Source organism: Paenirhizobium selenitireducens ATCC BAA-1503, assembly GCF_000518785.1.
GTDB lineage: Bacteria > Pseudomonadota > Alphaproteobacteria > Rhizobiales > Rhizobiaceae > Allorhizobium > Allorhizobium selenitireducens.
The window spans coordinates 101261-128183 of sequence record NZ_JAEG01000010.1; the positions used below are offsets into that span (position 1 = coordinate 101261).

Consider the following 26923-nt stretch of genomic DNA (forward strand, 5'->3'; position numbering starts at 1 on the left):
GTCTCTGAAGAGAGCTTCATTCCAGGAAATGTGAGGAAATCTTATGGCAATCGATGCTGCTTCCAATATCGTCATCTCCCATCCGGTGCGCACACCGATCGGCACATTCAACGGTTCTCTCAAAGAGATGCTGGCGACTGAACTGGGCGCACTCGTCATCGGTGAGACGCTAAAAAGATCTAAACTGGCTCCGTCAGAGATCGGCTCTGTTATCATGGGGAATGTCATCCAGGCCGGTAACCGGATGAACCCCGCCCGGCAATCTAGCCTCAAAGGTGGCTTGCCTGTCGGTGTTCCGGCCATGACAGTTAACAGGGTGTGCGGTTCTGGCACGCAAGCTGTCGTAAGCGCCGTCCAGCAGATCATGTCCGGAGAGTGCGAAGCGGCGATTGCAGGCGGAATGGAGAACATGGACCGCGCTCCATACCTGATGAGTGGTGGTCGTTGGGGCTACCGCATGGGTCCGGCTGAAATCCTCGACAGCATGCTGACGGACGGCCTCGTTGATGGCCTTTCCGGGGAGCATTCTGGTTGGCATACCGAGGACCTGGTTGCGCAATCCCAACTTAGTCGATTGGAGCAGGATGAGTTTGCTCTTCGCTCACAGGAACGCTTCGCCCGTGCCCGGGACCAGGGTCTCTTTGACAAGGAGATCGCACCTGTCGAGCTGAAGACAAAAAAGGGCACAGCCTTCTTCGCGGTTGATGAAGCGCCTCGACCGGATACGACGATCGAAACGCTCTCGGCCCTGCGGCCCGCTTTCCGAAAGGATGGCACCATTACCGCCGGCAACGCTCCGGGCTTGAACAGCGGCGCCGCTGCCATGATCGTCACAAGCGCCAAGTTTGCCCAACGTCACGGCCTTCAGCCCATGGCGCGGGTTGCGGGATACGGCGTTGCCGGGGTAGAGCCGGGCATGTTCGGGCTCGGTCCGGTGCCAGCGGTCAGGATCGCGCTCGAACGGGCCGGATGGTCGATTGGCGATATCGAGCGGATCGAAATCAATGAAGCTTTCGCTGCGGTGCCTCTAGCTGTTCAGAAGGAGCTCGGCCTTTCCCCTGATATCGTCAATGTCGACGGTGGCGCCATCGCTCATGGTCATCCGATTGGTGCCACCGGCGCTGTCCTGATCACGCGTCTCCTTTACGCGATGGAGCGTGAGGACCTGCGGCGCGGCATGGTGACGCTCTGCATCGGCGGGGGGCAGGGCATAGCGGTTGCACTGGAACGAATGGTCGGCTGATTCATCTGAAGTTGAGGCCAATGCCAGTGCTGCCTGGCCAATGCGGGGCTGGCACACCTGACCTGAAGTCACCGACCCATGTCCGTGGTATATCCTTCAGATCCAAGATCTCATCGGGAAGATGGGCTGGCGATGGATGAAGAATGGCCCCGATGAAACATCCGAGACCAGATCACGGCTGCAACTGTCAAAGCTCCGTAGGCCAAGGCGGCCAGCGCCACGATCTGGAACAGTGTGGCGAGGCCTGATCCGAACCATAGAACGGCGGCCCAGCCAAACAAGCCGGCAATGACCAACCGAACTGTACCAGCCAGGACAGGAAGAACCACGCGTCTGGCCCCCTGGCTGGCGAAATACAGCGCCAAACCAAGGCCGACAGCACCGTAAGTCGGCGCGACTGTTCTGAGGTAGAGGGCTCCCATCTCCGCCACGTGCGGGTCGTCGCTGAATAGTTGCATCCACGCGTTGGGGAACGCGGCGGCAGCAATCCCTATGATCTGCGTTATCCCGAAGGCGATTGCTCCGCCCACAATGGCGACCCGACGGGCACGCACCGCCTGATTGGCGCCGATATTGGTCCCCACCATGGTGACGATGGCGGTTCCAAGACCGAAGATGATTGGGATCTGGAGATAGTCGAGACGCGAGGCAATGCCATATCCAGCGATGGCATCCGCTCCATGGTGACCAACGGCCGCTGTGACCAAGGTGACTGTAAGATTGACCTGGATTGTGCCGACCGCAGAGGGAAGACCGACACCCAGTATGTCCTTGAACAAGCGGCCTTCGAGCGGCGTTGTTCGTAGCCTCAGCGGACTTTTCGGCGAGCGGAGATAAAGGGCGAGGGCAAGGGCGGCCAGAACGTAATAAATGACAACCGCAATCCCCCCGCCAGCGACGCCGAGACCTGGAAACGAACCCCAGCCAAAGATCAAAAGAGGCGATAAGGCGAGCAGCATGGCCGTTCCTGACACGATTACAATTGCGGGTACGCTCGCGTTTCCAGCGCCGCGCAGGGCTGACGACAGCAATGCCGTGATCCAGATCGGGATCGATCCGGCGAATACGAGGCCTGAGTAGGTCAGTGCTGCGTTTAGCGTCGCATCTCGGCCTCCCAATGCGTGATAGAGGAGCGGCCCAAACAGGAAAGCGGCGGCGGAGAACAGGACCCCGAACATGACCGCGATAACGACCGCGTGCCACAACAGGCTCTCTGCATCGGCTCGCCGTCCTGCTCCTATCGCGCGCGCAACTGCGGCAGAAACGCCGCCGCCTATTCCACCATTCGACATCATCTGCATGAGCATAAGCACCGGGAAGACCAGAGTGACGCCAGCCAGCGCCTCTGTCCCGAGAAAGCTGATGAAATAGGTCTCAGCGACACCGACCATCGTCTGGACAACGAGAACAACGACAGTCGGCAAGGCCAGTCGCAACAATGTCGGCGTGACAGGGCCGTGCAGGATGGCCGGCCGAGTGCTCCCCGCGGTCATTGGGGCTTGCGCTCGCCCAGTCTTTGGCCCGTCCGTCATATGCCGTCCTCGTATCGTCGCGCCTCAAGCTTTGGCGGCGTGGACCAGAATCCACTCGCCGATTGGTGAACCAGCATCGCCAGCTAACCGTTTGACAATAGATGCCATACAACATCTAACGTCTCAATAGAGGTTATACGAAATCTAATTTGAAGTTTGAATCGATGCCACAAGTGGAGGCGCAAAGCGGATATCGGAATGATCGAGGACAGGCTCTATCCCCTTTTGCTGCGTCTGAATCGGCTCCTGTCCAGGGCGCTTAACGCGCGGTTGCGAGAGGTCGAACTGACGGGAGAGCAGGCGGTCATGCTCGATGCTATCGACAGAGATCCGGCGCTCAAAGTGACCGATCTCTGTTGCGCTCTAAGCATCGACGCCTCGACCGTTTCCACCAACCTCAAACCTCTGATGGCGCGAAGCCTCGTGTCGTCTGTTGCCGACTGTACTGACGCCCGTGCGCGGCGACTGCACCTTACGCAAGACGGACGACGCCGGCTTTCCGTTGCAAGACAGGTTCTTTGGGATCTCGACCTGGAGATGACGCAAAAGCTCAAAGACTGCGGATTTGTAGATGACCTCGCTTCAGCACTTCGGATCCTCTCGAGTGCTCCGTGAGATTGCAATCGGCGGATTTGTGGCGCCGATCGGATCTGATGCCGGCTGCGCTTTTCGTTTCGGCGGGGAGCCGCCTCAACTTGAAATGCTCAACTCATCAAGGAGAATAGATTGAGACACTTTTTCATGGCTGCAACACTTGCGTTCGCTGGCATCGTCCCGTCCGCCGTCTACGCTCAAGAGGCTGTCGTCGTGTCGGATAATCCGGAAGCACTTTTCACAAGTCCTGATCCAAAGCTGAACGCCAACAAGCAGGTGGTCTATAGGATCATCCTCGAGCTTCTAGAAGCAGGGCAGTGGGACAAGGCAAGCCAATATATCGCTGATGATTACATCCAGCATAACCCGAACGCTCAAAGCGGCTTAAAGCCTGTAGTTTACTATTTTACCCAGGTGCTGAAGGTCGAACCGAAGCCGATCCCGGCGAAGATCAGCATGAAAGTCGCCAATGTGGTTGCGGAGGGCGATCTGGTTGTGGTCACGTACGCCCGGACCGAAAAAGACCCGAAGGATCCAGCCAAGACCTACAGCACGACCTGGTTCGACATGTGGCGTATCAAAGATGGGAAGGCTGCAGAGCATTGGGATCCGGCGTTGCTCAACGAGGCGCCTGACTTGCGCTGATTGTACTGGAGGCGAGAACAGCGCCAGTTGACTTAGCTCTTGCCCGCCGGCTGCGGGCAAGAGGGTATACCCCTGGTATGTCAAACCACATGTTCCGCCCAGTCGATGACCAATTCGCTCCATCCGCAGGCGACGCTGCCCGGCTATGGATCACATGTCCCCATGGACGGACGGTATCTGTGGAGACGCGCACATCTATTCCTTGCGCTGCTCGACAGTCTGCATCAAGGCAACTTCCTGCTCCAACCGCACCAGCCGCTTTTCAAGCCTTGCCATCCGCTCTCCCTTGAGATCGTCGATACCATCAAGCGTCACTTCCCATTTGCGCCACCATTCTAGGAGACGTCTGAACATTGCTCTCTCCGACCTGTTGGCTAGAGCCCCATCTTCATGGGGCGCTTGCGAGGGCACGCTGCTTCTGGAGGTGTTCGGCGAGCACAACCACATCGGCCGGGCCATTCAGCCCTGCGGCGATGATAGACAGTCTCAGATCTTCACCGAGTGTCGCGTCAAAATTGGTGCCAAGGATCATATCGGTATCCGCATTGACGCGGTCGCGGATGTAAGTTGCCGCCTCGTCGACTTCGAACAGTGTCAACTCCCGTGTCGCGGACATCGAGACCAGCAGGGTTCTGGCAGTTTCGAGGCTCATCCCCTTGAACAGCGGATTTTCGATCGCTGCTCTGGCCGCTTCTCTCGCGCGACCGCTCCCTGCGGCCGTGCCGCTCGCGATGATCGCTCGGCCCATGTCTTTCATCACCGCTTGAACATCGGCAAAGTCCAGGTTGATCAAGCCATCAGCCCGCATCAAATCGACCAGGGACATGACCCCTTCGACAAGGACCTTGTCTGCCATCTGGAATGCGGCATCAAGCGTTGTGGTCGCGTTCGAAAGCAGGAAGAGGTTCTGATTTGGAACGACAATCACGGTGTCGGCTGCCTCGACCAGAGATCGTATGCCGTCCTTTGCCTGACGCGCCCGGTGCGTTCCTTCAAACGTGAAGGGCTCAGTCACCACCGCTACTGTCAGCAGGCCCGCCTGGCGGGCGGCATGGGCGATCACGGGCGTTGCACCTGTTCCTGTCCCGCCACCCATTCCGGCGGCAAGGAAGCACACCTGGACATCCTTCAAATGCTCCATGATGTCATCAAGCGATTCCGTCGCCGCAGCGCGACCAAGCTCCGGCTGAGAGCCTGCTCCCAGACCCTGAGTGACGCTTTTGCCAAGCTGGACTTGATGTTCGGCCTCGGAGGAGGCCAAGGCCTGGGCGTCTGTGTTGGCTGCAATGAACCTCACATCCTGATCGCCGCGCCCGATCATGGTGTTGATCGCGTTCCCGCCGCCGCCGCCGACGCCGATAACAGCAATCTTCGGCGTCCAGGCGCGAACCTCAAGAGAGGGCGTTGGCTTCTGTTTCATGGCGTCGAGGCGTCCCAGCGCCGAAATACTACGCTGGCATTCACGCCGCCGAAGCCGAAGCCATTGCTGATCGCGAATTCTATCGGGTGTGGCTTGGTCTTGTTGGCGACGAAATCAATGCCATCACCTGCGGGATCGGGAGCGTTCAGGTTCAGGGTAGGTGGGGCCACCTGGTCGCGCAGGGCCAGTATCGTGAAGATCGCTTCTAGGCCGCCGGCTGCTCCGAGAAGGTGGCCCGTTGCAGACTTGGTGCCGCTGACCGCGACCCCCGACTTTGTCCCGAACACGGCCTTTATCGCTTCGATCTCACCGCGATCTCCAAGCTGAGTGGATGTGGCATGGGCATTAAGATGCTGAATTTCTGAGGGGGCGATGCCTGCTTGTCTGATCGCGATCTGCATGGCTCTCGCCGCCCCGGATCCATCTTCTGGGCCAGACGTGACATGATGGGCATCAGCCGTGGTGCCATAGCCGACCAGTTCCGCGAGCGGTGTGGCCCCGCGCGCCAGGGCATGACTGAGGGCCTCGATCACCAGGATGCCAGCACCTTCCCCCATCACGAAACCGTCACGCAGCATGTCGAAAGGTCGCGACGCAGCAGTCGGGGAGTCGGCAAAGCCGGTCGACAGCGCCCTCGCCGCCGCGAAGCCTCCAAGGCTGACGGTGTTCATGCAGGCTTCTGTTCCACCGCACACGGCAATATCGACTTCGTTCGCCCGGATCATGCGGGCTGCGTCACCGATCGCCTGGACGCCTGCGGCGCAGGCGGTCACCGGCGCCCCGAGCGGGCCCTTCAGCCCATGTCGGATCGACACGTGTCCCGCCGCGAGGTTGACCAGGAAGGACGGAATCGTGAACGGAGACAGGCGGCGAGGGCCCTTCTCTTCGACGACGCGAACCGCCTCGGTGATCGCCGGGAAGCCGCCAATGCCCGAGGCGATGATTGTTGCCGTGCGCTGGCGATCCTCCTCGGAAACCGGCCTCCAGCCGGCCTGTGTCAGGGCTTCGTCTGCGGCCGCGATCGCGAACATGATGAAGCGATCCACCTTGCGCTGATCCTTTGGCGGCAGGACCCTGTCGGGATCGAAGCCTGCTTCGGGATCCTCCGCGAGCGATGGCACAACGCCTCCGACTTTTGCAGGAAGATCGCCAACGACATCGTCAGAGAGACGGCGAAGGCCCGACTGACCTGCCAGAAGGCGGCTCCACGAGCTCTGGGCATTGGCGCCGAGCGGGCTCACAGCCCCCATTCCTGTCACGACGATACGACGCATGATGACTCCAAGAAAACGACCTTCGCGGACAGCGAATGCTGAACCGATGGAGACCTTGTTGTTTCGCAGTTACTCGGCCAGTGCCGAAGTTGATATGCGTTTTGCCTCGGCTGCGGCTGCTTCGAGCAGGCGGTCGGCGAGCGCTTTGTCGGTTACGATCCGCGACAGCGTGACTGCGCCAACCATGAGGGCCAGCATAACCTCCGCCTTCTCCGCCCTGGTCTCGCTGCTGTCCGAGGCGGGTAGCAGTTCCTCCAGGACCTGCAGATGTGCCTTGATCCCGTCCTCGAACGGCTTACGCACGTCTTCACTTTGGCGGGCGGCATCAGAGCCGAGTGCGACCAGAGGGCAGCCATCGCCCGTCTCGCCGCGATGGCCTGCCGAGAGATAGAGCTCGATCACGCCCTGGATCGGGTCAGCACTCGACGCAGCGACCGACGACCATCGACGGGTGGCGCTTTCCATCGCGCGCCGCGACGCAAGGGCTGCGAGATCATCCTTGGATTCGAACTGTTTGTAGAAGCCGCCTTGGGTGAGGCCAGCTCCCTTCATCAAATCCTTGAGGCCGATCCCATCGAAGCCATGCTCGCGAAAGAGGCGGCTTGCGACGTTGATGACTGTCTCCCGATTGGCTTCGGCCTGCGCGCGGCTCACTCTCATCGTGACCTCCTTTTAGATTTCATTTGACATCTATAATTCTTTTAGAGTTAGAATGCAATCTATTAATTGAGATGCTCCCGTCAAGAAGGATGGTGTCATGAAACGAAAACTCCTGCTCGCGACAGCCGCAGTCGCCATATCCGGCGGTGTCGCTGCCGCCATTTTCCTCCTCCCGCCGGCAGCGCACGAGGCGGAAGCCTCAGATCCCCGTACGCTTCCGCCTCTTGTGCATCTGGCGAGCGTCGAAATTCCTGACGCGGTGGAGAGAAGCTTCACTGGCACTGTCGCAGCGAGAGTTCAAAGCGATCTTGGATTTAGGGTTCCCGGAAAGATCGTGGAACGATTGGTCGGGATCGGAGACCAGGTGAAGGTGGGGCAGCCCCTGCTGCGCATCGACAGCAACGACCTCGATCTCTCGCTGACCGCAAAACGCAATGCGGTGCTCGCAGCCGAGGCAGCCTTTGTGCAGGCACAGGCAGACGAGAAACGATTTGCCGTTCTCGTAAAGTCCAAGGCGGCGTCTACCCAGCAATACGAGCGCGCGAAGCTTTCTCTGGATACCGCTGCAGCCCAATTGGCTGCGGCCAAGGCGGATGCGACGGTGGCCGAGAACGAGGTGGCGTACACGGTATTGCTGGCTGATGCCGATGGTACGATCGTCGAAACTTTAGCTGAGCCGGGCCAAGTCGTATCCGCAGGACAACCGGTCATTCGGCTGGCGAAAGCAGGGCCACGTGAAGCACTGGTTTGGATGCCGGAGAATCTGAGACCCGAAATCGGCGCGACAGCACGCGCCACGATCTACGGACGGACCGGGGCCGAGACTGCTCTGCTCACACAGATCTCGGATGCCGCAGATCAACAGACGCGAACTTTTGAGACGCGTTGGGTGCTGCAGGGGTCTGCTGCCACCGCGCCTTTGGGAGCAACGGTTAGCATCAGTATTGAGAACGGCGCCCATGCGAACTCCGTAGAGATTCCGATTGGCGCGATCCTCGACGACGGCGCCCGATCCGGGGTCTTTGTTTTCAATGACAGCACATCGACCGTTCAGTTCCGGCCGGTCAAAGTGGAAAAGCTGGGCGAAGAGACAGCCATCGTCACAGACGTAAAGCCTGGTGAACGGGTGGTGGCTCTTGGAGCGCACCTGCTTCAGGACGGGGCGAGCGTGCGCACGGGGCAACAAACTGCAGAGGCGGTGAACTGATGAGCTTCAACCTTTCAGCGCTCGCCGTTCGAGAACGCGCCGTCACCTTGTTCTTCATCGTTCTACTGGCTGCAGCCGGCGCTTACGCGTTCATCAAGCTGGGGCGGGCGGAAGATCCATCCTTTACGATCAAAACCCTCACCGTCACGACGGTGTGGCCCGGAGCCACCGCCCGTGAGATGCAGGATCTCGTGGCGGAACCACTCGAGAAGCGCATTCAGGAACTGACTTGGTACGATCGTGTGGAGACTACCACACGCCCGGGCTTCGCCTATATGACGGTGACGCTGAAGGACAATACGCCGCCTTCCGTGGTTGAGGACGAGTTCTATCAGGCGCGAAAGAAGCTCGGGGACGAGGCGCGAAACCTCCCTCAGGGCGTGCTTGGACCCTTCGTCAACGACGAATATTCCGATGTGAGTTTTGCGCTCTATGCGCTGAAGGCGCAGGGCATGCCGAAGCGCGAACTTGTTCGCCAGGCCGAGACGATCCGTCAGGATCTGCTGCATGTGCCGGGCGTGAAGAAGATCAATATTCTCGGCGAGCAGCCGGAGCAGATCTTCGTCGAATTCTCCTATCCGAAGCTGGCAACGCTAGGCATCTCTCCGCAGGATGTCGCTGCTGCCCTGCAGCGCCGCAACACCGTGACCCCGGCGGGCACGATCGATACCCGCGGCCCGCAGGTGTTCATGCGCTTCGACGGCGCCTATGACAGCGTCCAAGCCGTTGCAGATACGCCGATCGTTGCCAATGGCCGCACCATCAAGCTGTCCGATTTTGCGGACGTGCGTCGGGGATATCAGGATCCCGAAACCTTCATCATCCGGCACAACGGTGAACCCGCCATCATGCTCGGCGTGGTGATGCAGCAGGGCTGGAACGGCCTCGACCTGGGCAAGGCCCTGGAAGAGCGTTCATCACAGATCGCGCAGGCGCTGCCGCTTGGTATCACTCTTGCCAAAGTCAGCGACCAGGCGGTTAACATTCAGGAAGCCGTCGGCGAGTTCATGCTGAAATTCGCCATGGCGCTCGGCGTCGTACTGTTCGTCAGTCTTGTCAGCCTCGGCTGGCGGGTCGGTATCGTCGTGGCGCTCGCGGTGCCTCTCACCCTCGGCGTGGTGTTCATCATCATGCTGGATACTGGAAGGTTCTTCGACCGCATCACCCTTGGGGCGCTGATCCTGGCGCTGGGCCTGCTCGTCGATGATGCGATCATCGCCATCGAAGTCATGGTCGTCAAAATGGAAGAGGGCATGGACCGCATCAAGGCGGCTGCCTATGCCTGGAGCCATACTGCAGCTCCGATGCTGTCAGGCACGCTTGTCACAATCATCGGCCTGATGCCGGTCGGTTTCGCGCGCTCGGCCGCTGGCGAATATGCCGGCAATATCTTCTGGATCGTCGGTTTCGCCCTCATCGTCTCCTGGCTGGTGGCGGTCATCTTCACCCCCTATCTCGGCGTGAAGATGCTGCCGAACATCAAGCCCGTGGAAGGTGGACATCACGCAATCTACAACACGCCCAACTATCGCAGGCTACGCAGTACGATCGAATTCGTAGTCCGCCATAAGTTCATGACCTGCGCTGTCGTTGTCTTGATGATGGGTGCGTCTGTTGTCGGCATGGGGGCAGTCAAACAGCAGTTCTTCCCGACGTCCGATCGCCCCGAGGTGCTCGTTGAAGTGCGTCTCCCGGAGGGAACGAGCATCAAGACGACGACCGCCACCGTCGCAAAGCTGGAGGATTGGCTTCAGAAGCAGCCGGAAACCAAGATCGTCACCAGCTATGTGGGGCAGGGCGCACCTCGCTTCTTCTTTGCGATGTCTCCCGAACTTCCGGATCCGGCGTTTGCGAAAATCGTTGTCCTGACACCAAATGCAGAGGCTCGCGAAGCTCTAAAAGCCCGCCTGCGCGAAGCCGTGTCGTCCGGCCTGACACCGGAAGCCTTCGTACGTGTTACACAGCTCGTCTTCGGCCCGTTCACGCCGTTCCCGGTCGAGTTTCGGATTATGGGGCCGGACCCCGAAAAGCTCTACGAAATCTCCGAGCAGGCGATTTCTTTGATGCAGACCGTTCCGGACGTTCGCAATGCCAATCGTGACTGGGGCAATCGCACGCCTGTTCTTCGCTTTGTTCCGGATCAGGAACGTCTGAACCTGATCGGCCTGTCCCCGGCTGAGGCCGGCCAGCAACTCCAGCTCCTGCTGACCGGGGTACCGATCACGCAGGTTCGTGAGGATATCCGCAACGTTGCTGTCGTCGCGCGAAGCGGTGGCGATACACGCCTCGATCCAGCCAAGCTGGCGAACTTCTCGCTGATTAACCGGGAGGGGCGAGCCGTACCGCTGGACCAGATCGGCCATGCCGAAGTGCGGTTCGAAGAACCGGTGATGAAGCGACGCGACCGCACGCCAGTCATCACCGTACGCTCCGACATCAACGAGGCAACCCAGCCTCCGGAAGTCTCAACGCAGGTCATGCAGGCCCTGCAACCGCTGATAGCGTCGCTGCCTGTGGGATACCGCATCGAGATGGGCGGCAATATTGAGGAATCCTTGAAGGCAAATACCGCTCTCGTGCAGGTCTTCCCCATCATGATTGCAGCGATGCTGATCGTCATCATCTTGCAGGTCCGCAGCCTGTCAACAATGACGATGGTGATGCTGACAGGTCCGCTTGGCCTGGCCGGCGTCGTTCCGGTCCTGCTCATCTTCAACCAGCCGTTTGGGTTCAATGCCATTCTCGGCCTCATTGGATTGGCTGGGATCCTGATGCGAAACACGCTGATCCTGACAGAGCAGATCAAGGAAAACCAGGCGGCGGGGTTGGACGACTACCATGCGGTCATCGAGGCAACGGTCCAGCGAACGCGGCCTGTCATCCTGACGGCTCTTGCCGCAGTGCTCGCCTTCATTCCGCTCACGCATTCCGTCTTCTGGGGATCGATGGCTTACACGCTGATTGGTGGCACGGCTGTCGGTACCGTCATGATCCTGCTGTTCCTGCCTGCGCTTTATGCAACCTGGTTCAGGATCAAGCCGCCCAAGCAGGGCGCTGAGCATCAGCATGAGGAGCAGCAGCCCGCAAGACCAGCACTGTCGCTCGCGGCGGAGTGAGACGATGAGACATCAGGGACAGATCGATGCCGGGCTATTTGGGTCATCCAACATGATATGGGACGCACTTGCCTTTAAGCGCTCTGGCATCGCGCGAACTCGGGGCGACAAACGGGCGCAACGGTTCGCCGCCACCACGATCGACGAGATCGACGAGGGGCGAGAGCGTATTCTCCAGGTGGCGGAAAGGCTCATTCGTCGCTTCGGCCATCAGAAGACGACGATGGCCAACATTGCATGGGAATTGGGTACCAGTCGCGCCACCCTCTATCGCTATTTCCGCACCAAGGAGGCGTTGGAAGAGCAGGTGTGTGCACGGGAGGCCTCCAGAACACTCCGCCATCTGCGGGACATCCTGCTCGACGAGGACGCATCCATCGAACGGCTACGCGTTCTCCTGCTGGAGATGGGCCGACAGACCTCCTCGCGGATGGCTTTGGAACCGCACCTGCATCAACTTTTTGTCGAGGCTTTTCGCAATCAATGGCATGTCGCAATCGAGTATCTGCGACAAGTCCGCGCTCTGATTGAAGACGTTGTTGCGAGAGGGCAGGCCGATGAGACATTCGTGCCAGACGATGCTGGCAAAACCACCAAATTCATATTTGGAACGATGATTGTGTTCGTGAACCCAGGGCTCACCGAGCTGTTGAAACTCGAAGATGCAGCCCTGTCCATGGATCTTGCAACGCAGGTTCAGTCGCTCGTCGAGTCGATTGCGCGAAAGACGCTGTAGCCCGCTCACCGAAGCCGACTACAGCAGGAGAGCAACTGAAAGCGACTGTTTTGGCTCAGGCTTTCATACCCTGAACCAAACAGGTGGATGTCCCGTGGGCGTGCAACTTGCCATCCGCCGATTCAATCCTGCCATCCAGCGTGATGACAGTTCGGCTGCGGGAGATGACCTTGCCTACAATCGTCAGCTCTCCGCTGTCTGCCAGGATTGGTCGAACGAACTTCACGGAGGTTTCGTGCGTCGGGCACAATTGCGCGGGTTCCAGTACGCTGTGTGCGGCGAGCGCCATGGCCGTGTCGAGCATGGTCATGCTCCACCCTCCGTGAACGGTGCGCAGCGTGTTCAGGAATCGGGTTTCGGGAAAGGCCTTGAGTGTTACAACACCCGCTTCCGGGGTCAGGAGCGTGAACGGGAGGAGCTCCGCCATAGGCGGGCGCTGCAGTCGTCCCTCGGCCAGCAACCTCACGAATTCGAGCCCTGTGAGCTCCGCCAGATTTGGTCTCTGGCTGTTCGCTGCCGGTGCAGTTGAAAGTTCATCCATTTGCGTCGCTCCTTGCTTTCGCTGCCAAACTAGAGGTTGGCGCAGCCGCGTCCTGCCAACCGCGATGCGTCTGTGCCGGTTGCCCCAATGTGAGATGCAGGAAACTTAACCACACGCTGCAACGCCCCTTGACCTTTTATATTTCGAATGACATCTAATTCACAATTAGATGTCAATGCAACTCTAATTGTGAATTCGTCAAGACAACAGCGCCGCTGATCAAGCGAGGCGCAGAAGAATAGAGGAGGCCATCATGGCCCAGCAGAAAGTAGTCGTGATTACAGGCGCGTCGTCGGGGATCGGCGAGGCAACCGCCCGTCTTCTGGGCCAGAAGGGGTACCGCGTATATGGCGGTGCGCGCGACCCCAGCCGGGCCAAGCAGATTCCCGGCGTGCGGTTTGGAGCACTGGATGTCACCAGCGACGACTCCGTCGCAAGTTTTATTGCATGGGTTCTGGCAGAGACAGGCAAGATTGACGTGCTTGTCAACAATGCCGGTGTCTCGCTCGTCGGGCCCGTCGAGAACACCTCGGTCAACGAGGCTGCGAAACTGTTCGACGTGAACGTGTTCGGCCCGCTGCGGATGATCCGGGCTGCCCTGCCGAGCATGCGAAATGCCCGGAACGGTCTGATCATCAATATCAGCTCAGTCCTTGGCTTCCTGCCGGCCCCCTTCATGGGGCTTTATGCGAGCAGCAAGCATGCGATCGAGGGATTGTCTGAGTCCCTGGACCACGAAGTTCGCGACTTCAATGTCCGCGTGGTTCTCGTCGAGCCGACGTTCACAAACACCAATCTGGATGTGAACGCGGCGACGACGGAAGCCCCTCTTGGGGTTTACGCACGCCAGGCTGAGGCGACCACGAAGACCGTTCTCGCGCAGATCAAGTCTGCTCCGTCACCGACCATTGTCGCGGACAAGATTCTTGCTGCCATCGAAGGGCCCTACAAGATGCGCCAACCGGTCGGGAGCCAGGCGACACTCTTGAGCCGGCTACGGCGCTTCATGCCGGCGAAGGCCGTCGATAGGAGCCTGCGGAAGACCTTCGGCTTCGGCAAGGGCTAGACCCTTCGCACCCGACTGAATGTTGGCGAGCCCTTGAACTCAGGGACTATGCCACTCCGTCAAACAGGGCGTTGCATTTCTCACCCCAGCTACGCCCTGGCCGCCCATCTTCCCCAAGATGGGCGGTACCATTTGGGCGACGCTCTCCCGTCGTCTTAAAGCGATAGGCCAGCGCGACCTAAGCGCTTTCCCTGGCAACGAGCGAGGAAAAGACGGTCACGCTCAACCGCTGGCAGCGTGCTGACGGGGCGTGTCGAGATTGCGGCGCTGCTGGGGGATCCTCCATCGTGGAGGGTTCTCAATACGCTCGGCTTGCGCTGGGCATCGTTCGACAGAGAGGCCGGCTGTGGCCCGTGCATTCTATGTCAGCGCCAGCCGTTCTCCCGGAGAGATCGTCACTTCTCACGTTTCTCAAATATGCGTTTCGCTCTGACCATGGAGCCGAAGAAGTCAAACTCATCAACAGATACAGGCTCCTTTCGGAAACCTTGTCGAAGGGCTACTGTGTCATAGATCGCTTCAAGTATTGCAATTCCTGCTTCTTCGTTCGCAGATTTTGTATATCTGAGCTGCGCAATGTCTCCCTTCGGGCGTTTTCCACTATGATCATTTGTCATCTGGCGATCTCTATCGGTCGCAATGTCGAGGGTCGAAACCCTGGCCCCTTTTCGGGGCCAGGTCGCGGCTTGATCAGGCCTGCGTCAAGAAGTTCTGCGTCGTGATCGCGTTGGCGTAGAATGGAGCGATCTCCGCCACGAAGTCGTCCTGCTGTTTGCGGGTGTATCCCGCCGATGCGTCGTAGATGACATTCGTGTGGTAGCCGAGGTCGTGCGCATTGCGCATTGTGGACTCGACGCACTGGCGCAGCGAAAAGCCGGCCAGATAGATGTCGAAGATGCCGTTGTTGCGCAGATAGCTGTCGAGTGTCGTTCCGACGAAGACGCTGCTTCCACCACCCCGCTCGCGAACGACGAATTCGCCCTCGGCAGGCTCGAAGCCGGGGTAGAAGTCTGCCTGTTCGCCCAGGAAGGATTTGTAGGTGCGCATCATCGAGCGTAGGCCATACTTGCCCTCGCCAAGGACCTTGTAGGTCGGCTCGAATTTCAGCGAGGCATGGATCACGTGCATGCCGCGACGCCGGGCCTCCTCCAGGATGATCTTCGAATTGGCAATCGCTGTATCGACCTGCCCTCGGTCCTGGAACATCGGATAAATGCCGCCGGTCGGCGAGAGCCAGTCGTTGACATATTCGATGAGGATGAGGGCACTTTTGCTTGGTTCGGTCATGTCATTGTTCCGTGTTTACTGTTGAAAGTCAGGCGGCGATCATCGCGCCCTGCTGGCGCAGGTGTTCGCGGAAGAGCTCAGGGTAGGTGTCGAGCACGGCGTCCTTGACGCTGGGGCGGTTGCCGAGCGCGGCGCGCCATGCGGTCACGCGTGGCAGGCCGTCGAATACTTTGGCTGATACGGCCTCGTCGATGATCCCGAAGTAGCGGAACAACGGTGCGTAGACAGCATCCACCAGTCCGAAATCAGCTCCGGCAAAGTACGGCCCGTCGCCCAACTCCGCCTCAAGCTTGGCCAGGCGATCACGGAACGCGGCGCGCTTGGCATCAGCAGTCGTGGTGTCCTTCGCATGGAGAAACTGCCAGCCTTCAGCCATGGTCTGCGTCGCAAATTCGATCCAGGCGCGGTGCCGAGCCCGGGTCAGCGCGTCTTGCGGATACATTTCGGCTCCGTTGAGGGTCTCGTTGAGGTATTCGCAGATGACCACGCTTTCGAAGAGGATCGCATCTTCTCCGCTCGGTTGGCTTACCTTCAGCACCGGCACTTTGCCGGTCGGCGACAGTGCCAGAAACCATTCAGGCTTGGCCGACAGGTCGACATTGATCCGTTCGAACGCGACGTCTTTCTCAAGTAGGACAATCGAGGCGCGTTGGACAAACGGGCAAAGGGGATGGCTAATGAGGGTGAGGCTATTTTCAGTCATGACAGATCTCCGATGGTGAGGCGTCAGATCGATTGACCACCGGAGACGTCGAATGTCGTGCCATTGGCCCAGCTCAGATCGTCTGACAGGATTGCGGCCACTGCTGTGCCGATATCATCGGGCTGGCCAACGCGGCCAAGCGCAATGGTGCCGGCGACATAGGCGTTGATGTTCTCGTCATCGCGCACGCCGCCACCGCCGAAGTCGGTTGCGATTGCGCCGGGCGCGATTGCATTGACGCGGATCTGGCGTTCGCCGAGTTCGACCGCCATGAATTTGGTCAGGGTCTGGATTGCCGCTTTCGCCGCCGCGTAAAGGCCGTAGCCTGCCATGGTGACGCGAACGAAGCCGGAGGAGACGTTTAGGATGCGGCCGCCGTCGTTGATGAGCGGCAGGAGCTTCTGTGTCAGGAACACCGGGCCCCGTATATGCATGTCGACCATTTGGTCGAACTGCGCTTCGGTCGCGTCAGCGACAGTCGCATAGATGCCTTCGCCCGCGTTGTTCACCAGATAGTCGAACCGCTCTACGCCGAATGTCGTTTTCAAGGTATCCGCCACGCGCTCAGCAAAGGCGGGAAAGCTTGCCGCCTCGGTCACATCAAGCGCCAGCATCACGGCTTGGCCGCCTGAGGCATTAATTTCGTTCACCAGCGTGTCTGCCTCCGCAGTACTGTTACGGTAGGTGCCGATGACGCCCACCCCACGTTTCGCAAGGTGCAGAGCCATGCTGCGACCGAGACCGCGGCTTGCTCCTGTGATGAGTACGATTTTTTGAGACATGAGTTAGGTTCCTTCTGGTCTGATCTCTGAAAGGCGGGCCTTAGAACGGTCCGTCCGGTGCAGAACAGGTAAAGGATTGGCGCGGTCCAAGCGCCGTCTGATGCTCTCAAATTCTTGCCTGATTGTCTCAGACCCTTGCTGGCTTGAGGAAACGTGTCATACTCCTTGGCATGACAGACAACCTTCAACAGCATCGCGATCTCGCACTCCGCCATGGGCGGATCGGCATCACCCAGACAGCAATACCGCACCTCGAAATCAACGTCGGACAGTCGACGTCGGAGACGTCGCCTTGCCTTTATCGCTCAATGATTTGCTTCATATTGCAGGGATCGAAGGACGTTGCGATCCACGATGACCTGTTGCGGTATGATGCATCTCAGTACCTGGTCAGCGCACTCGATCTTCCCTTGAGCGGTCAGATCCACGACGCTGACGACGGTAGTCCGTATGTGGCGATCTCGCTGGTCCTTGATCCGGCACTTCTTGCCGAGGTCGCCTCGACGATGCCGGCGACGCGTGATGCCGAAACGCCCACCAGTGGCATTGCGATCAACCCGATGACCGCTCCTCTGCGTGACACACTGCTGCGCCTGCTGGCATTGCTGGACTCGCCTGAGGACATTCCCGCGCTCGCACCGATGGCCGAACGCGAGTTGCTCTATCGTCTCTTGCAAGGTCCGCAGGGCCGCCTATTGCGGCACATCGCCCAACCGGAAGGGGCACTGGGTCGAATTCGACGCGCTGTCGAGTGGATCCGTGACAACGGCAATACCCGACTTCGAATTGAGGCGCTGTGCGATGCCGCCGGCATGAGCCGCGCGAGCCTTCATCGCCATTTCGTTGCGTTGACCGGCCTAAGCCCGATCCAATATCAGAAACAGCTACGCCTTCAGGAGGCGCGTCAGTTGCTGCTCGCTGGCGAGCGGAGTGCCTGTGACGTTGCCTATGCGGTCGGCTATGAGAGCGCCTCGCAGTTCAGCCGGGAATATCTGCGCCAATTCGGAGCGCCGCCGGTCCGCGATATGCGCAAGCTCAGGCAGTCAATCGGGGAGCAAATGGTCGGCTAGTCGGGAGGGCGCTTCAGGCTCAGTTGCAGACGGCGCTGCGATTGGGTCAAAATGGAAAGACAGTGGTGCGCGCGCGTTCGGTCGTCGCGGCACGCAAAGCGTAGACCTCGAAGAACGCTTCACGTCCGTGCGCGAAACCATTCAACGACGAAATCCGAGAAAGCTGTAACCTTTGCCGATGCCAGACGCCTGGCCGTGTGGAGGATCCAGAAATCTATGTGCCCGCCCTCGATAGAGCCCAAATCGGTCAACGTGCCGGCGCGCAAATCCTCCTCCACAATCGACCGTGGCAAAGCGGCTATTCCCGCGCCCGCCAATACCGCTGTCCGGATCATCAGATAAGACGGCAAGCGCAGAACAGAAATGATGGGAGGTTGGCGAGCGTCCTCACGCCGTGCGAGTCTCCACTGGGGGTTTCCCTTGAAGCCGGTCAGGACAATGGCCGGAATCTCACCTGTTTGCGACCAAGTCATTTTGTCTGGTGATGCGACAATGACAAGGTCATCCGTCAGGAAACGTCTGCCGACGAGTTCTTGCTCAATTGGCGGGTTGCCTCTTATGACGACATCAAATCCTTCATCGATCAGGTCGACGAAGCGATTGTCAGAGTGCACCTCGAGCTGGACATCAGGATAACGCTTGCAGAAGGCCGCACCGATCTGCCCCAAGTGAAGCTGGGAGAACAACAAAGGAGCGCTGACGCGGAGAATGCCCGAGGGAAGGCGGTCGCCGCCTGAAATTGCAGTTCCGAGATCTTCAAGCTCCGCCAAAATATCGGCGCTTCGCGTGGCGAGGAGATGCCCGTCTTCCGTAAGACGCCACGCATTGGAACCACGCTCGACAAGGCGAACCCTCAAGTCGTCTTCCAGCCGTGAAACCTGCCGAGACAAAGTTGCCTTCGGTTTACCTGATGCTCTGCTGGCCGCGCCGAGACCTCCATGCTTGGCCACCAGCATGAAGTCTTTAAGTGCGTTCAAGTCCATAAGCGTTTCATATTTGAAACACCCCGGTATGGCAATGCCCGCTCCAACAGGCTGACATGGCGCCGTATCTTCTTCCTAGAAACGAAGGAGTGTCGAGCATGGCAAACATCATTCACAAGCTAGATCCATCTGATGCAAACGTGATGGAGGGCATGCGGGCTTACCTGGCCACGTTGCCGAAAATTGAAATCGTCCCTGAAGCTCGCAGTGGCTATGACGATTTCGTTTCCATGACGCCGCCTGCCGAAGGGGTCAGTTTCGAACCCGGCGCCGTTGCTGGCGTGGAGGGCTGGTGGTGTATTCCAACCAACGCCAAGCCTGACAAAGCTTTAGTCCACTTCCATGGAGGTGGCTACATTATTGGGTCTGCAAGAGCCTACCTCAACCTCGTCAGTCACTTGGCCGCTCAAGCAAAGATCTCTGCTTTCGTGCCCGACTACGCGTTGGCCCCCGAGGCGCCGTTTCCTGCGGCATTTGACCAGGCACTGGCCGTGGTTCAGGAATTGAGCGCTGACGGTCGAAAGACCTTGGCGATCTCAGGAGACTCGGCAGGCGGCGGACTTGCTCTTGCGACCGCTCAGTCGACGACCGTCAAACTTGAAGCACTCCTCCTTCTCTCTCCCTGGGTCGATCTTACGCTCAGCGCTCCGAGCATTTCGGACGCTGCAGTCGACGATCCGATCCTGCTGCGTTCTGCACTGGATTCCGCCGCAGAACTCTATGCGGGAGCTCATAGCCGGACGGATGCGCGGATTTCCCCCCGTTACGGGTCCTTCAGCACGCTGCCGCCGATGATGGTTCATGTCGGTACCGCTGAAATGCTGCGCGACGAGGCGATCGCCATAGGAGACGCTGTCGCAGTCAGTGGCTCGAAAGTTGAAGTGCATGTGTGGGAAGGCATGACGCATGTTTTCCCGTTAAACCTCGCCAGCCTCAATGCCGCAAAAGAGGCCCTGGCGCTGTCTGTGGGCTTCCTGGACGAACATATCGGCTAGGTCCCATGCAAGGGTGTGATACGCCAGCCAGAAAACAGAGCGTGGTGACCCTCTTAACCCTAGCTACGCTTTGGCTGCCCATCTTCCCCAAGATGGGCAGTACCTACTCGGCGACTCTCCTGGAAAGAGTGGTCATGATTTCAGGTGAAGCAGCTTAGGCGCTTTCTCTGACGACGAGGGACCCGAGGAAAAGACGGTCCCGGTCCTGCTTGTCGGGGTGAGCGAGAACCTCAACCAGATAGTCAACCATTTCGGAGAGTGGCTGCCGGTATGTCGTGATGCGATAATTTGGATTGTCAGCCTGCGGAACGTCGTCAAACCCGGTGATGGCGATGTCTCCAGGTACCGATAGACCCAGCGAATATCGGACTGCGTCGGCCGCTCCCATCGCGAGCGCATCATTCTCACACACGAGTACATCTGGCAGATCTTCCCGGGCACAATTCTGCAGCGTTTCGGCGACAACCCGTCTTGCCAGTGCGGGGTCGTAGGTACTCACGGTGACCAAGCCCGGCTCGCGTCCCGTGTTTAAGTGCCAGTAAGAGAAGAAGGTCTCTTTCCGCAGGAGATGGGCAGAATAGTTCTGTGGACCCGCGACAAAGAGCGGCCGCCTGTAGCCTTTGGCATGGATGTATTCTGCCATGTCATTCATCGCCCTTACGTCGTCGACGGCAATCGAGATCGTATTGGGACGTTCAGACGTTCTGGCAAAGATGATTAGCTCGCGGAATTTGCGAGCGTGTGCAGCAGCCTAAAGCACCTCGTCATCGAACTGCAGACCGATCAGGATCACGGCGTCCACTCGCCGTTGGCTCGCGTTCAGGAGTGCATGACTGGCATCATCACGGTCGAGCGTATTGGCGTCACGACACGAGAGTGGTGGATCTGTCCGACATTTGAGAACATAGGGGGATCACGCTGCAAGGATGGAAGTTTCCTGCCGCAACGGCCTGAGATCAGCACCGTCCGTCAGTGTCCAGATGTAGTCGCCGGTGAGGCTGATGTGTTGCCAGCCGAGTGGGGTAATGTGCTTTAAGACGTCAGGCGGCGTCGGAATGCCCTCGCGATTGAGGGCGGCGAACGCCGGTTCGAGATATAGCGTGTTCCAGTAGACGATGGCGTTGATCAGCAGGTTCAGTCCGGATGCCCGATAGAACTGGCTCTCGAAGGTTCGGTCGCGCAATTCTCCGAGACGGTTGAAGAACAGTGCCCGAGCAAGTGTGTTCTGAGCCTCGCTCTTGTTGAGGCCAGCGGTTGCGTTTCGGCGCATCTCCGGGTTCTGCCACCACTGGGGCAGGAAAATCGACCGGTTGATGCGGCCGAGATCGCGGAGCGCAAGCGCCAAGCCGTTCTGGCGTGGGAATGCCGACAGCTTGGCGAGCAGGGTCGAGGGTCGGACCTGGCCGGAACGGATCGTCGTGACGAGGCGAAGGATGTCATCCCAATTTGCCTTGATACGCTCGACGTTGATGGGCTCTCCGACTAGAGATGTAAGGTTCGCTGGGGGCGTGTCACCGGGAAATAGGTAGAGCTTTCGATCCTTGAGGCCCCGCAGCCGGGGCACAAGCTGGAAGCCGACGAGATGGCAAAGGGCGAAACTCATATCGCTGACCCCACCCGTATCGACATAGTGGGTCTCTATGGCGAGATCGCTGCCATGATAGAGCAGTCCGTCGAGGACGTAGATTGCCTCGCTCGCATTGGCGTTCATGGCAACGATATAGAATGCGCCGTACTGATCGGACGTGAAGCGATAGAATTTGGCGCCTGGATTGGGACCATAGCGGGCATTGAGGTCACCGATCGCCTCGGCGTGCCCCCCAGCCGGGAAGTATTGGCCGTCCGACGACGAGGTCGTGCCATCACCCCATAGGCTTGCGAGCGGCAATTGCCTCTGGGCATTGACGAGAATTGCGTGCGCTGCGGCGTAACCGTCCTCCCGGATGTGCCAGTCATGTGCCCAGGCAAGCTGGCGCATCGTGATACCGGGAGAAACATCCGCCATTCTGGTGAGGCCGAGATTTATACCGTCGGCCAGGATCGTGGTGAGAAGGGCAAGCTTATTGTCGGCTGGCCGACCGCTGCGTAGATGAGTGAAAGCGTTGGAAAATCCGGTGCGGGCGTCCACCTCCAGCAGCAGATCCGTGATGCGGATCGCAGGCAGGCGGCTTTCAACCTTTGCCTTCAGCGACTTCGCGATGTCCGGAAACAACGCCTTGTGCGGCGTGACGCTGAAGCCTGCTCCGGTCAATTCGACATCGTCGAGTTCACCGGCGGCAGCCAAACGGGAGAGATCCGCTAGTCCCTCGTTCAGGACCCGGCGCTGCTGACGGAGATACGTCTCGACGTCGGTATCAACGGCGATCGGAAGCGGCCCTTCCTCACGCATCAGCTCGAACGTGGGCGCGGGAATGAGAAAGCTTTCGAAAGACTGGAAGCGTTTGGCGCCCTCCACCCAGACATCGCCCGCATCGAGCCGGCGCTTTAATTCGCTGAACAGGCAAAGTTCATAGGCCCTGCGATCGACCTTGCCGTCCTGCAGGATCAGTGGCACCCAACCTTTCGGAGCGAACGAAATTGGGGCTTTGTCCGGTATCGCCCTTTTGCCGGCACGATAGAGATCAGTGACCACGGATAGTGCCCGCAACAGATTTGCCGCCACGGCGTGGCCGCGGAAGACGAGGGTGGAAAGAAACTGCGGCGCAAGTTTCCGGATTGTCGGATAGCGCTGGAGCATGTCGACTTTGCCATCGATGACATCAGGGGCAATCAGCGTATAGACTGCCTCGACACTAAGCGTGAAGGCAGGCCAATGAATGGCCCTCTCGATCGCGCCGGCGATGTCCTCGCCTTTCTCCCTCGCCTCGATGATCGCGTGGCAGACTTTGGATACATCCTTCAGCGGTTTCTGCACCTCCCGAACTGACCGCGTCACACGAGCGGCCGCCCGATTGTCGGCGCGCCGGGTCAGGATGCCCATGATCTTCTTGAACATGTCGATGGCGCAGTCGGTCAGGTGACGGGAAAGATGCAACACCGTCGCGGCCAGGACAGCGTGCCGGCGTTCGGGGGTGAGATCGCGCAGATGCTGTGCGCTCATACGCATGCCCTCCGCGGTAAATTCGTCAAAGACCTTGACCGGAACCCGCTCCATCAAAGTCGCAGACAGATTCAGCGACCGCAGAAAGCGAATTCGCTCGGCAATTCTATCGAGGTTGGCGGCTGCTGGTGACAATGCAGGCGTTCTCGCCCAGGCAAGGACGGTCACGCTCGTCTCTTCACGCGGATCGAGAAGCTTGTCGAGATCGAGCTTCTGACCCTCGGATAGCCCTCCAGCCAAAGCCCGGTGGGCGATACGAACGCCGCGCCGGATTGCCACATGAATGATGGCTTCAAGCGCCGATCGCGGAGGCAGGAGAATTCTCCGACGCCGCAACTCCTCAACCACCATGTCCGCCAATTTGTCGGCTTGGCGTACTGTTTGAGCCGCCGGTGTCAGCCAACCGGTCAACACTCGCACATCAGATGGGGCAAATGGCCGAATCTGCATTCGATCGAAAAGCAGAATGAGATGTTCGCGCCGCGTCTGCGGCCGCTCGAAGTAGCGATCGATCTCGCGATGATCGACACCGATCTGCCTTGCCAGAAACCGGAGGACGCCGAGCGGCAGAACCTCGCCATCCGCAAGTGGTCGTCCCGGATACCGCAGCGTGGCCAGGACACAGGCAAGACCCAACCGGTTCGAAGCCTTGTTCTGTCGCATGATGAGATCGAGGTCGGATCGGTCCAGCGTGTAGTGTTTGGCAACCTCCCTTTCGTCTTCCGGAATGGTTGTCGCCTGCTGCCACCATGTTTCGCTCAATATTACCCTTCGCGCCATGCCTCGATATCCCAGTAAAGTTGATGAAAATGCAGCGAACTGGAAAATGCCTGTCCGACAAACGACCGTTTGGCGGCGTCCACAAGTTTTGTCCGCAAACATTGCCATTTAACGGCAAATCGGACATTGTCCGCATTGAACCAGAAAACGGACAAGTCGCACCTCATGACTGCGATCGGCTATGCAAGGGTCTCGACCGGAGAACAGGACACGGCGCTGCAGCTCGATGCCTTGCGGAAGGCAGGCTGCGAGAAGCTGTTCGAGGACAAGGCGTCAGGTGTAAAGACCGATCGGCCCGGTCTGACGGATGCTATCCGCTATTCACGTGACGGCGATACGCTGACGGTCTGGAAGCTCGACCGTCTCGGCCGATCAATGAAGCACCTGATCGAGATCGTCACTGAGCTGGAAGCAAAAGGAGTCGGCTTCCGCTCCATCACCGAGAATATCGACACCACGACATCGGGCGGTCGTCTGGTGTTCCACCTATTCGGGGCACTCGCGCAGTTCGAGCGCGACCTGATCCGGGAGAGAACGCGCGCTGGGCTGCAAGCCGCGGAGGAACGCGGCCGGCGCGGCGGCCGCCAGGCTGTCGTAACATCTGAGAAACTTGCCAAAGCTCGCCAGCATCTGGCGGCAGGCCTTAACGTACGAGAAGCCGCAGCGCGCCTGAAAATTGGCAAGACAGCGCTCTACGAAGCACTTAAAGCTGAGTAGCCGAATTGTCCGCCCCGGCGAGCATGCCAATACCGAATAGGAATCCCATGAATTCAAGCAATGGCATGATGAACTCTTTCCAGGGGCAGTTGAATGACGCCATCCGAGATGTGTACGCACCCACCGGAATGAAGGTAACGCATCCAGCGCAACCCGAGGCCGAAAGCGCGGAGTACGGAGCTTGCCGCGTTGGTCTCGACGGTTATACCGTAGCTTTCCGGGTCGCCAAAACGACGCCGACCAAGATCGGCCAGTTCGTGACAATCTGGAAACGGCCGACGCCGGACGGTGAAATCGCTCCGCTCGATATCACGGACGACGTGCAATTCGTTGTGATCAGTGTCGCTGGCGCAGTCCATCGCGGGCAGTTCATCTTCAACCAAAAGATCCTGCTCGCAAAGGGCATCATGTCGCGCAACGGCAAGGGTGGAAAGAGAGCAATTCGTGTGTATCCGCCGTGGAGCACCCCAACGGCGAAAGACGCGATACGAACACAGCAATGGCAGACGCAACACTTTCTACCTCTCGCGGCAGATGGAACTGCTGAATCATCGGAGTTGGTACGAAAACTCTTTCAAATCTAACGCCTTCAGAAATGGAGTTCTCACTCTGTTCTCAAATGTCGGACAGATTGGATACTTTCGTGTCGTGACGCCTGGTAGGGCTTTTGAACTTCGTCGGGAATGTCGCTCAGTGCCGGCGGAAGGAGGCTGGCCCCGATATTGTAAACGAGAGTCTCGACCTCGCGGGCTCTTTCGCGGATTTCTTTGCTTTCGTCGCCGCCGATCTGGATGAGCTGGGCCTCCGCTTCCGGCCGGGTGATGAAGCGAATGTCATCGATCTCGCGCTGCTTGTTGGCTGTCAGGGTCCGGATCAGCCCCAGGATTGCCCGCGCCTGGATGAGCGATAGGACGAGTTTGGTTTTCACCGCCGGCTCGTAGGGCAGTTCCCAAAACTCCCTGTATTCGGATTCCATCGGGATGCGGATCGCGGCAACGAGTGGCTTTTCCCCGTCGGCGAACCGGGCAGCGCTCAGGGCAGCAGCCAAAGCCCGATTACCTTGACTGCTCTGGTCCTGAAGAATGGACTCGATCAGGCGAAATTCCACCAACGAAGCCATCATGGTCTTTCCGGTTCCGGGGCTTCCGATAACCCGCACGGGAAAATCCAGGAGATCGTTCACCCGTCGGTGGTTGGCGATGAACGTTTTGATGGGCTCCGGGCTGGTAATCGCAAGAAACGCGGTTGTATCACGGATATATTCAGTCGCTCGGCGGAGGAAAGGGTTCATGTCCAGGTCTATCCGTGACGGTCTCGGCGTCGAAAGAGTGGTTGCATGGAATGGTGACCGCGCTCCGCTTCAGTCTCGGCCCAGAGCAACGGAATGCTGTTATTCGGCGTGTTGTGATCCATGATCAGGGGAAGAGCGCAATCCGCATAGCCGAGCTTGATCGTTGATTTCTTGGCGGCGTTGAGGTGTTCTTCCAGCCGCTTGTCGAGCCCTGGATCATGGTAGCGGTCACACAGATCGAGGATCCCTGCGTCGGTGTCTCGTTCAAGCTTGAGGTTTGCAGGCAACCGGATGCCTTCACTGACCGAAACGCTCCCGAACACCTTGTCCTCCCAATTGTCGCGCGCGAATGCGATGCGCTCGTCGAGACTCGTTCGCGCCTGGTCGGTCGAGATATAATGGTGGATATGAAGAGCGAAGTTTTCAGCGAGTGGAAATTTGTCGTTCAGGTTTTTCCTGGCAACGCGGACCGCTTTGTTGAATTTTGCAAGTTTGCCATCCCATTTGCCATCCTCCTCCTGGCGGATGAACGTGGTGCCGGATCCCGTGAAGTCCTCGATCAGGTAAACGCTGTCGAACTTTGCTGCTACGCCCGATGCCTTTTGAAGTTTGCCGCCGAGACTTGTCCACTTTTCGTCGTCGACGGTCAGCGTCGTGATGACCTGCTCCTGGTTTAACCTGCCGACATTTGCTCTGCGAAGAATATCCATGCGGCTGCCATCGCTCATGCCGACGAAGAGTGTCGAGCGGAGGCGCTTGTTGAAGGCATCCGTGCCTTCGCGGGTGCTCCAGACCTCGTAGGGCTTGATGCCGAGCTGCTGAGCTACAACTTTTCGAAGATGGGGCGTGACGACTTCTGGCACAAAGATCTCGATCAGACATTGCAGCTCAGCAGGTGATATGTAGACGAGCCGTCGCTTGAAAAAGTCGTAGGCGGTTGGTCTGTCGGCCTTATCGAATTGCTTCAGCCAGACGGCGAGGCTTTCGATGAAACGAACGCCGGCCCGGAAGTCGGCATAGCCGTCATATTTGATCGATGACATCATCTTCAGCCATGCGTATTCCCGGTTCGCCGGGCTTGTCTCACCCTCTTCCCATCCCATCCCATCCCATCACCTCAGCGATGAGATTCAATGCCATGCTGTTTGCCAAACAAGCCTCCCGAGCGCCTTGGCCAGAAA

At 58.9% G+C, this 26923-nt stretch carries 26 protein-coding genes; 11 read left to right on the forward strand and 15 right to left on the reverse strand.

The window, feature by feature from the left end; all coding sequences use genetic code 11:
• Positions 1-43: 43 nt before the first annotated feature.
• Positions 44-1243, forward strand: a complete 1200-nt coding sequence (locus tag L867_RS0115310; protein ID WP_028737702.1) for a thiolase family protein — start codon at positions 44-46, stop codon at positions 1241-1243.
• A gap of 110 nt (positions 1244-1353) precedes the next feature.
• Here the strand turns inward: L867_RS0115310 and L867_RS0115315 are convergent, their stop codons facing one another.
• A complete protein-coding gene (locus L867_RS0115315) occupies positions 1354-2736 on the reverse strand; it encodes an MATE family efflux transporter (protein WP_051439035.1) in 1383 nt (460 codons plus the stop codon).
• A gap of 237 nt (positions 2737-2973) precedes the next feature.
• On the opposite strand from L867_RS0115315, the gene L867_RS26490 reads away from it, so the two are divergent.
• The gene (locus tag L867_RS26490) at positions 2974-3390 is read left to right on the forward strand and encodes a MarR family winged helix-turn-helix transcriptional regulator (RefSeq protein WP_051439014.1); all 417 of its coding nucleotides are present in this window, start codon (positions 2974-2976) and stop codon (positions 3388-3390) included.
• A gap of 126 nt (positions 3391-3516) precedes the next feature.
• Positions 3517-4014 carry a nuclear transport factor 2 family protein gene (locus tag L867_RS0115325; protein WP_037173593.1) on the forward strand — a complete coding sequence of 166 codons (498 nt, stop codon included), beginning with the start codon at positions 3517-3519 and terminating at the stop codon, positions 4012-4014.
• A 195-nt stretch (positions 4015-4209) separates the two neighbouring features.
• Here L867_RS0115325 and L867_RS27450 read toward each other — a convergent pair whose 3' ends face one another.
• From L867_RS27450 to L867_RS0115345, 4 genes are all read right to left on the reverse strand, one after another.
• On the reverse strand, positions 4210-4368 hold the full coding sequence (locus tag L867_RS27450) for a hypothetical protein (protein ID WP_156951571.1): 159 nt from the start codon (positions 4366-4368) through the stop codon (positions 4210-4212).
• A 34-nt stretch (positions 4369-4402) separates the two neighbouring features.
• Entirely contained in the window at positions 4403-5434 is a 1032-nt protein-coding gene (gene ftsZ, locus L867_RS25440) for a cell division protein FtsZ (RefSeq protein WP_051439015.1), read from the reverse strand.
• Positions 5431-6708 (reverse strand): beta-ketoacyl-ACP synthase II, encoded by a 1278-nt coding sequence (fabF, locus tag L867_RS0115340; RefSeq protein WP_028737705.1) that lies wholly within the window; start codon positions 6706-6708, stop codon positions 5431-5433. The genes ftsZ and fabF overlap by 4 nt, the downstream gene beginning before the upstream one ends.
• A 69-nt stretch (positions 6709-6777) precedes the next feature.
• Positions 6778-7368 (reverse strand): TetR/AcrR family transcriptional regulator, encoded by a 591-nt coding sequence (locus L867_RS0115345; RefSeq protein ID WP_028737706.1) that lies wholly within the window; start codon positions 7366-7368, stop codon positions 6778-6780.
• Between the two features lie 97 nt (positions 7369-7465).
• On the opposite strand from L867_RS0115345, the gene L867_RS0115350 reads away from it, so the two are divergent.
• The 3 genes from L867_RS0115350 to L867_RS26495 are packed head-to-tail and all read left to right on the forward strand — an operon-like array spanning position 7466 to position 12427.
• Positions 7466-8575: an efflux RND transporter periplasmic adaptor subunit gene (locus L867_RS0115350; RefSeq protein ID WP_028737707.1), complete on the forward strand. Its 1110-nt coding sequence runs from the start codon at positions 7466-7468 to the stop codon at positions 8573-8575.
• On the forward strand, positions 8575-11691 hold the full coding sequence (locus L867_RS0115355; protein ID WP_028737708.1) for an efflux RND transporter permease subunit: 3117 nt from the start codon (positions 8575-8577) through the stop codon (positions 11689-11691). Before L867_RS0115350 ends, L867_RS0115355 begins: the two co-directional genes overlap by 1 nt.
• Before the next feature lie 4 nt (positions 11692-11695).
• The gene (locus L867_RS26495; protein WP_051439016.1) at positions 11696-12427 is read left to right on the forward strand and encodes a TetR/AcrR family transcriptional regulator; all 732 of its coding nucleotides are present in this window, start codon (positions 11696-11698) and stop codon (positions 12425-12427) included.
• 55 nt (positions 12428-12482) lie between these two features.
• Here L867_RS26495 and L867_RS0115365 read toward each other — a convergent pair whose 3' ends face one another.
• A complete protein-coding gene (locus L867_RS0115365; RefSeq protein ID WP_051439017.1) occupies positions 12483-12968 on the reverse strand; it encodes a PaaI family thioesterase in 486 nt (161 codons plus the stop codon).
• Positions 12969-13221: 253 nt separating this feature from the next.
• Here L867_RS0115365 and L867_RS0115370 point away from each other — a divergent pair, with 253 nt between their 5' ends.
• The gene (locus L867_RS0115370) at positions 13222-14034 is read left to right on the forward strand and encodes an oxidoreductase (protein ID WP_028737710.1); all 813 of its coding nucleotides are present in this window, start codon (positions 13222-13224) and stop codon (positions 14032-14034) included.
• Positions 14035-14429: 395 nt separating this feature from the next.
• Here L867_RS0115370 and L867_RS27455 read toward each other — a convergent pair whose 3' ends face one another.
• The 4 genes from L867_RS27455 to L867_RS0115385 all read right to left on the reverse strand — a co-directional run bounded on the left by L867_RS27455 (position 14430) and on the right by L867_RS0115385 (position 16806).
• A complete protein-coding gene (locus L867_RS27455) occupies positions 14430-14651 on the reverse strand; it encodes a hypothetical protein (RefSeq protein ID WP_146086543.1) in 222 nt (73 codons plus the stop codon).
• Positions 14652-14724: 73 nt separating this feature from the next.
• Positions 14725-15321: an isochorismatase family cysteine hydrolase gene (locus L867_RS0115375; protein ID WP_028737711.1), complete on the reverse strand. Its 597-nt coding sequence runs from the start codon at positions 15319-15321 to the stop codon at positions 14725-14727.
• 28 nt (positions 15322-15349) lie between these two features.
• Positions 15350-16024, reverse strand: coding sequence for a glutathione S-transferase family protein (locus tag L867_RS0115380; protein WP_028737712.1), 675 nt, complete (start codon positions 16022-16024; stop codon positions 15350-15352).
• Positions 16025-16047: 23 nt separating this feature from the next.
• Positions 16048-16806 carry an SDR family NAD(P)-dependent oxidoreductase gene (locus L867_RS0115385; RefSeq protein ID WP_028737713.1) on the reverse strand — a complete coding sequence of 253 codons (759 nt, stop codon included), beginning with the start codon at positions 16804-16806 and terminating at the stop codon, positions 16048-16050.
• A 170-nt stretch (positions 16807-16976) separates the two neighbouring features.
• On the opposite strand from L867_RS0115385, the gene L867_RS0115390 reads away from it, so the two are divergent.
• Entirely contained in the window at positions 16977-17876 is a 900-nt protein-coding gene (locus tag L867_RS0115390; RefSeq protein WP_028737714.1) for an AraC family transcriptional regulator, read from the forward strand.
• 119 nt (positions 17877-17995) lie between these two features.
• Here L867_RS0115390 and L867_RS0115395 read toward each other — a convergent pair whose 3' ends face one another.
• The gene (locus tag L867_RS0115395; RefSeq protein ID WP_028737715.1) at positions 17996-18859 is read right to left on the reverse strand and encodes a LysR family transcriptional regulator; all 864 of its coding nucleotides are present in this window, start codon (positions 18857-18859) and stop codon (positions 17996-17998) included.
• 98 nt (positions 18860-18957) lie between these two features.
• On the opposite strand from L867_RS0115395, the gene L867_RS25450 reads away from it, so the two are divergent.
• Positions 18958-19854 carry an alpha/beta hydrolase gene (locus tag L867_RS25450; protein WP_051439018.1) on the forward strand — a complete coding sequence of 299 codons (897 nt, stop codon included), beginning with the start codon at positions 18958-18960 and terminating at the stop codon, positions 19852-19854.
• Between the two features lie 154 nt (positions 19855-20008).
• Here the strand turns inward: L867_RS25450 and L867_RS25455 are convergent, their stop codons facing one another.
• Both L867_RS25455 and L867_RS0115410 read right to left on the reverse strand, forming a co-directional pair.
• Positions 20009-20572: a substrate-binding domain-containing protein gene (locus tag L867_RS25455; RefSeq protein WP_084638578.1), complete on the reverse strand. Its 564-nt coding sequence runs from the start codon at positions 20570-20572 to the stop codon at positions 20009-20011.
• A 195-nt stretch (positions 20573-20767) separates the two neighbouring features.
• The gene (locus L867_RS0115410) at positions 20768-23734 is read right to left on the reverse strand and encodes a Tn3 family transposase (RefSeq protein ID WP_028737716.1); all 2967 of its coding nucleotides are present in this window, start codon (positions 23732-23734) and stop codon (positions 20768-20770) included.
• A gap of 165 nt (positions 23735-23899) precedes the next feature.
• On the opposite strand from L867_RS0115410, the gene L867_RS0115415 reads away from it, so the two are divergent.
• Complete coding sequence (locus L867_RS0115415) at positions 23900-24451, forward strand: recombinase family protein (protein WP_028737717.1); 552 nt, start codon at positions 23900-23902, stop codon at positions 24449-24451.
• A 47-nt stretch (positions 24452-24498) separates the two neighbouring features.
• Entirely contained in the window at positions 24499-25035 is a 537-nt protein-coding gene (locus L867_RS0115420) for a MepB family protein (RefSeq protein WP_104367952.1), read from the forward strand.
• 20 nt (positions 25036-25055) lie between these two features.
• On the opposite strand, the gene L867_RS0115425 is transcribed toward L867_RS0115420, so the two are convergent.
• Positions 25056-25742, reverse strand: coding sequence for a hypothetical protein (locus L867_RS0115425; protein ID WP_028737719.1), 687 nt, complete (start codon positions 25740-25742; stop codon positions 25056-25058).
• 8 nt (positions 25743-25750) lie between these two features.
• A complete protein-coding gene (locus L867_RS25460; RefSeq protein ID WP_037173558.1) occupies positions 25751-26845 on the reverse strand; it encodes a phosphoribosyltransferase-like protein in 1095 nt (364 codons plus the stop codon).
• Positions 26846-26923: the final 78 nt, after the last annotated feature.

What these genes read in the sequence shown, in the direction of transcription:
- L867_RS0115310 (WP_028737702.1), top strand. Translation starts at nt 44, where the DNA reads ATGGCAATCGATGCTGCTTCCAATATCGTCATCTCCCATCCGGTGCGC.
- L867_RS0115315 (WP_051439035.1), bottom strand. Translation starts at nt 2,736, where the DNA reads ATGACCGCGGGGAGCACTCGGCCGGCCATCCTGCACGGCCCTGTCACG.
- L867_RS26490 (WP_051439014.1), top strand. Translation starts at nt 2,974, where the DNA reads ATGATCGAGGACAGGCTCTATCCCCTTTTGCTGCGTCTGAATCGGCTC.
- L867_RS0115325 (WP_037173593.1), top strand. Translation starts at nt 3,517, where the DNA reads ATGGCTGCAACACTTGCGTTCGCTGGCATCGTCCCGTCCGCCGTCTAC.
- L867_RS27450 (WP_156951571.1), bottom strand. Translation starts at nt 4,368, where the DNA reads ATGTTCAGACGTCTCCTAGAATGGTGGCGCAAATGGGAAGTGACGCTT.
- ftsZ (WP_051439015.1), bottom strand. Translation starts at nt 5,434, where the DNA reads ATGAAACAGAAGCCAACGCCCTCTCTTGAGGTTCGCGCCTGGACGCCG.
- fabF (WP_028737705.1), bottom strand. Translation starts at nt 6,708, where the DNA reads ATGCGTCGTATCGTCGTGACAGGAATGGGGGCTGTGAGCCCGCTCGGC.
- L867_RS0115345 (WP_028737706.1), bottom strand. Translation starts at nt 7,368, where the DNA reads ATGAGAGTGAGCCGCGCGCAGGCCGAAGCCAATCGGGAGACAGTCATC.
- L867_RS0115350 (WP_028737707.1), top strand. Translation starts at nt 7,466, where the DNA reads ATGAAACGAAAACTCCTGCTCGCGACAGCCGCAGTCGCCATATCCGGC.
- L867_RS0115355 (WP_028737708.1), top strand. Translation starts at nt 8,575, where the DNA reads ATGAGCTTCAACCTTTCAGCGCTCGCCGTTCGAGAACGCGCCGTCACC.
- L867_RS26495 (WP_051439016.1), top strand. Translation starts at nt 11,696, where the DNA reads ATGAGACATCAGGGACAGATCGATGCCGGGCTATTTGGGTCATCCAAC.
- L867_RS0115365 (WP_051439017.1), bottom strand. Translation starts at nt 12,968, where the DNA reads ATGGATGAACTTTCAACTGCACCGGCAGCGAACAGCCAGAGACCAAAT.
- L867_RS0115370 (WP_028737710.1), top strand. Translation starts at nt 13,222, where the DNA reads ATGGCCCAGCAGAAAGTAGTCGTGATTACAGGCGCGTCGTCGGGGATC.
- L867_RS27455 (WP_146086543.1), bottom strand. Translation starts at nt 14,651, where the DNA reads ATGACAAATGATCATAGTGGAAAACGCCCGAAGGGAGACATTGCGCAG.
- L867_RS0115375 (WP_028737711.1), bottom strand. Translation starts at nt 15,321, where the DNA reads ATGACCGAACCAAGCAAAAGTGCCCTCATCCTCATCGAATATGTCAAC.
- L867_RS0115380 (WP_028737712.1), bottom strand. Translation starts at nt 16,024, where the DNA reads ATGACTGAAAATAGCCTCACCCTCATTAGCCATCCCCTTTGCCCGTTT.
- L867_RS0115385 (WP_028737713.1), bottom strand. Translation starts at nt 16,806, where the DNA reads ATGTCTCAAAAAATCGTACTCATCACAGGAGCAAGCCGCGGTCTCGGT.
- L867_RS0115390 (WP_028737714.1), top strand. Translation starts at nt 16,977, where the DNA reads ATGACAGACAACCTTCAACAGCATCGCGATCTCGCACTCCGCCATGGG.
- L867_RS0115395 (WP_028737715.1), bottom strand. Translation starts at nt 18,859, where the DNA reads ATGGACTTGAACGCACTTAAAGACTTCATGCTGGTGGCCAAGCATGGA.
- L867_RS25450 (WP_051439018.1), top strand. Translation starts at nt 18,958, where the DNA reads ATGGCAAACATCATTCACAAGCTAGATCCATCTGATGCAAACGTGATG.
- L867_RS0115410 (WP_028737716.1), bottom strand. Translation starts at nt 23,734, where the DNA reads ATGGCGCGAAGGGTAATATTGAGCGAAACATGGTGGCAGCAGGCGACA.
- L867_RS0115415 (WP_028737717.1), top strand. Translation starts at nt 23,900, where the DNA reads ATGACTGCGATCGGCTATGCAAGGGTCTCGACCGGAGAACAGGACACG.
- L867_RS0115420 (WP_104367952.1), top strand. Translation starts at nt 24,499, where the DNA reads ATGAATTCAAGCAATGGCATGATGAACTCTTTCCAGGGGCAGTTGAAT.
- L867_RS0115425 (WP_028737719.1), bottom strand. Translation starts at nt 25,742, where the DNA reads ATGAACCCTTTCCTCCGCCGAGCGACTGAATATATCCGTGATACAACC.
- L867_RS25460 (WP_037173558.1), bottom strand. Translation starts at nt 26,845, where the DNA reads ATGGGATGGGAAGAGGGTGAGACAAGCCCGGCGAACCGGGAATACGCA.